5 protein-coding genes and 1 pseudogene are annotated in these 3722 nt (G+C 46.8%); all 6 read left to right on the top strand.

The genetic code is table 11. The features are described from left to right. On the top strand, nucleotides 1-943 hold a 943-nt coding region (gene prfC / locus A3751_RS12660), incomplete at its 5' end, for a peptide chain release factor 3 (protein WP_068456571.1). A gap of 9 nt (nucleotides 944-952) precedes the next feature. Continuing rightward, the gene (locus A3751_RS12655) at nucleotides 953-1723 is read left to right on the top strand and encodes a TatD family hydrolase (RefSeq protein WP_068456568.1); all 771 of its coding nucleotides are present in this window, start codon (nucleotides 953-955) and stop codon (nucleotides 1721-1723) included. Between the two features lie 190 nt (nucleotides 1724-1913). After that, nucleotides 1914-2342, top strand: a complete 429-nt coding sequence (gene rplM, locus A3751_RS12650) for a 50S ribosomal protein L13 (RefSeq protein WP_068456564.1) — start codon at nucleotides 1914-1916, stop codon at nucleotides 2340-2342. Nucleotides 2343-2354: 12 nt separating this feature from the next. Beyond that, nucleotides 2355-2747, top strand: a complete 393-nt coding sequence (rpsI, locus tag A3751_RS12645) for a 30S ribosomal protein S9 (protein ID WP_068456560.1) — start codon at nucleotides 2355-2357, stop codon at nucleotides 2745-2747. A gap of 272 nt (nucleotides 2748-3019) precedes the next feature. Then, complete coding sequence (petA, locus tag A3751_RS12640; RefSeq protein ID WP_068456556.1) at nucleotides 3020-3613, top strand: ubiquinol-cytochrome c reductase iron-sulfur subunit; 594 nt, start codon at nucleotides 3020-3022, stop codon at nucleotides 3611-3613. Continuing rightward, nucleotides 3613-3722, top strand: a pseudogene (locus A3751_RS23550) (cytochrome bc complex cytochrome b subunit); the annotation flags it as partial. The gene petA and the pseudogene A3751_RS23550, both read left to right, overlap by 1 nt.

Genomic DNA, 3722 nt, shown 5'->3' with positions numbered 1-3722 from the left:
GGACGAGAAGCTGGGAGCATATGCCGAGGAGTTGCGAGATGAGATCGATCTCGTAAAAGGTGCTTCACATGAGTTTGATCAGGAGCTGTTTCTAGCGGGTGAGCTTACTCCAGTTTATTTCGGGACTGCTCTTGGAAATTTTGGGGTGGATCATATGCTAGACGGGCTGACAAAGTGGGCGCCCGCTCCCCAGTCACGAGAAACAGATCAGCGTGTTGTCGAGCCGTTAGAAGAGAAGTTTAGTGGCTTCGTTTTTAAGATTCAGGCGAATATGGATCCGCAACACCGGGATCGAATTGCATTCATGCGTATTTGTTCGGGTGAGTATCGGAAAAGCATGAAGATGAAGCATGTGAGAATGGGTAAGGATGTTCGTATTTCTGATGCGGTAACTTTCATGGCCGGTGATAGAGAGAATGCTGAATCCGCATATGCGGGAGATATAATTGGTTTGCATAATCATGGAACGATTCAGATTGGTGATACGTTCACCGAAGGCGAGGCGCTGAAGTTTTCTGGGATCCCTAATTTTGCGCCGGAATTATTTCGTCGGATTCGATTGAATGATCCGTTGAAGGCGAAGCAGCTCAATAAAGGTCTCATCCAGTTGTCGGAAGAGGGGGCTGTTCAGGTGTTCAGACCGATGGCGAATAATGATTTGATTGTTGGTGCAGTGGGTGTGTTGCAGTTTGATGTGGTCGTTCATCGACTTAAAGCTGAATACAAGGTAGATGCTATGTATGAGCCTATTTCAGTTGCAACGGCGCGCTGGGTTGATAGTGAAGACAGTGTGGCTTTTGAGCAGTTTAAGAAAAAGTGTCATGACAACCTCGCGCTTGACGGCGGTGACAACTTGACATATATCGCGCCAACTATGGTTAATCTCCAGCTGGCGGCCGAGCGGCACCCTGAAGTCGTATTCCGAAAAACGCGCGAACACTAGCGTATTTATATGTCCGTGGAGCTTTGTGATACACACTGTCACTTAGATATGGAACCCCTGCGCTCCTATCTCCCTTTTGTATTGAATGTTTCTGCGGAACACGGTATCAAACGATTTATTGTGCCCGCTGTTGCTGCTGAAAATTGGTCTCATGTTGAATCTCTAGCTCAAGATCATCCTCAGATTTTCTATGGGCTTGGTCTGCATCCTGCGTTTATCGGTCAACATAGTGTTGAAGACTTACCGAAGCTTGCTGATAAGTTAAGTCAGCTCCGCCATCAGTGTGTCGCTCTAGGTGAGATAGGGCTTGATCGAAGGTATCCTGATGATGCATTTCAGGAAGAGCTGTTTGTTCGGCAGTTAGAGTTGGCCAAGGAGGTTTCTTTGCCTGTGATCATTCACTCCGTGGGGCGACACAGCAAAGTGCTTGATCTTTTGCAAACTGTACCCGATATTCGAGGTGTGATTCATGCTTTTTCCGGAAGTAAGGAGCAAGCAAAGCAGTTTGTAGATTTAGGCTTTTATCTCGGTGCCGGCTCTCTTGTCTTGCGAAGCGCGAAAACACGGGAGGCTTTTCAAGAGGTCTCAATTGGTTCGATTTTGCTAGAAACGGATTCGCCGGATATGTATTTGCCAACCTCGTCCTCTAGATGTGGAACGCCCGTCGATTTACGGACGGTATTGCATGAATTGGCGGTGCTTAAGTCCTTAGACGTCGATCAGGCTGCAAGAGCCTTTCAGGAAAACTGTGAAAAACTGTTTTTTTTAGGGAAAACCTAGGTATCACGAAAATCGATGGCAATTGGGGCTAGTATTTGATCAAAGAATTATATTATACTTCGCGCCCTCAAATTGCCCGACAATTGTATACGAGTCAGCCCCGTCTCGAATTGAAAGGCAGAATGAATAGATTCCTGAGACGAAAGTGTTTCGGGTTGAGTTACTCGGAAGAGTTTTAAAGGCGGATTAAATGAAAACGTTAAGTGCAAAGCCAGAAGCTGTAAAACGCGACTGGTATGTAGTTGATGCTACAGGCAAAACATTAGGTCGTTTGTCGACCGAAATCGCGCGCCGTTTGCGGGGCAAGCATAAGACTGAATATACTCCTCACGTTGATACTGGTGATTACATCGTTGTCGTGAACGCTGAGAAGGTTGCAGTTACTGGTAAGAAAGCTAGCGATAAGATGTACTACCACCACACGGGATACATCGGTAGCTTGAAGTCAATCTCTTTTGACAAGCTGATCGACAAAGCTCCAGAGCGCGTTATCCAGGGTGCTGTCAAGGGTATGCTGCCACGTGGTCCTCTAGGCCGAGCGATGTTTAAGAAGTTGAAAGTGTATGCGGGTAATGAGCATCCGCACACAGCTCAGCAGCCAAAAGATTTAGAGATTTAACGGAAGGCGATTATGTCAACTACATATAATTATGGTACTGGTCGTCGTAAAACTTCGGCGGCTCGAGTGTTCTTGAAGTCAGGTTCGGGTCAGATCGAAGTGAATGGTCGTCCTCTTGATGAATTTTTTGGTCGTAAGACAGCGCAAATGGTTGTTCGTCAACCGCTTGAGTTAGTTGAGATGGCTGACAAGCTAGACGTTAAGGTGACTGTTAAAGGTGGCGGTACGACTGGCCAAGCAGGCGCAATTCGTCATGGTATTGCCCGTGCGTTGATTGAATATGATGAGTCTTTGCGCAGCCCGCTTCGACAAGCAGGTTGGGTAACGCGTGATGCGCGTGCAGTAGAACGTAAGAAGGTTGGTCTTCGCAAGGCGCGTAAGCGTCCTCAGTTCTCAAAGCGTTAATCAGTTTCGTTTTGTTGAAAACGTCTGGCAGGCTACCTGTCGGGCGTTTTTTTTTGCCGATACAAGTGTGTTTGGCCTGATATAAACTAAGGAAAGTTGTTGATGGCGTATGTTAATTTAATTACTATTTGTGGCTTTTAGAAACTCGCCTATTCTGAGTGTCGGAATCGGTGTGATTGCTCAACGAAAGGTATAGAGCTCAATTTTTGCTCTCGGCCACAAATAACAAAACTTTTGAGATTTTTAGATTATCTACTTTGGGGGAAGCCTGTATGAGTGATGGCGACGTTAATGCGAGCCGCCGCAGATTTTTAATAGGTGCGACCTCTGTGGTTGGGGGTGTAGGTGCAATTGGGGCGGCTGTTCCTTTTGTGGCATCATGGAACCCGAGCGCAAAGGCGAAAGCAGCGGGTGCGCCTGTTAAAGCGACTATTGGCAAATTAGAGCCTGGTCAACGAATGACGGTTGAGTGGCGTGGAAAGCCTGTTTGGGTTATTCGGCGGACGCAGGAAATGTTGGATAACCTTGAGAAGCTCAATGATAAGCTTCGTGACCCAATGTCTGAGGTCCCTCAGCAGCCGGAATATGTCAAAGGTGTTTTCCGGTCTACAAAACCAGAGTTCGCGGTGATCGTCGGAATATGTACGCACTTAGGTTGTTCTCCTCAGTTTGTTCCTGAGGTGGAGCCACAAGAGTTCGACGAAAACTGGCTGGGCGGCTTCTTCTGTCCGTGCCACGGTTCTCGTTTCGATTTGGCTGGGCGTGTATTCCAGGGCGTTCCTGCACCAACTAATCTCGTAGTTCCACCGTATAAATACCTAGATGATGAAACCATCATGGTTGGTGTCGATGAGGAGGCAGCATAATGCAAAAGCTTATTTCTTGGATTGATGCTCGACTGTCAGTGGTAAATGCTTTTGAAAAGCATATGAGCAAGTATTACGCGCCAAAAAACTTTAACTTCTTTTATTTTTT

This window comes from Oleiphilus sp. HI0080 (genome assembly GCF_001635135.1).
This window is presented reverse-complemented; position numbering and strand designations above follow the sequence as displayed.

Coding starts and splice junctions, on each gene's coding strand:
- A3751_RS12655 (WP_068456568.1), top strand. CDS start 953: ATGTCCGTGGAGCTTTGTGATACACACTGTCACTTAGATATGGAACCC.
- rplM (WP_068456564.1), top strand. CDS start 1,914: ATGAAAACGTTAAGTGCAAAGCCAGAAGCTGTAAAACGCGACTGGTAT.
- rpsI (WP_068456560.1), top strand. CDS start 2,355: ATGTCAACTACATATAATTATGGTACTGGTCGTCGTAAAACTTCGGCG.
- petA (WP_068456556.1), top strand. CDS start 3,020: ATGAGTGATGGCGACGTTAATGCGAGCCGCCGCAGATTTTTAATAGGT.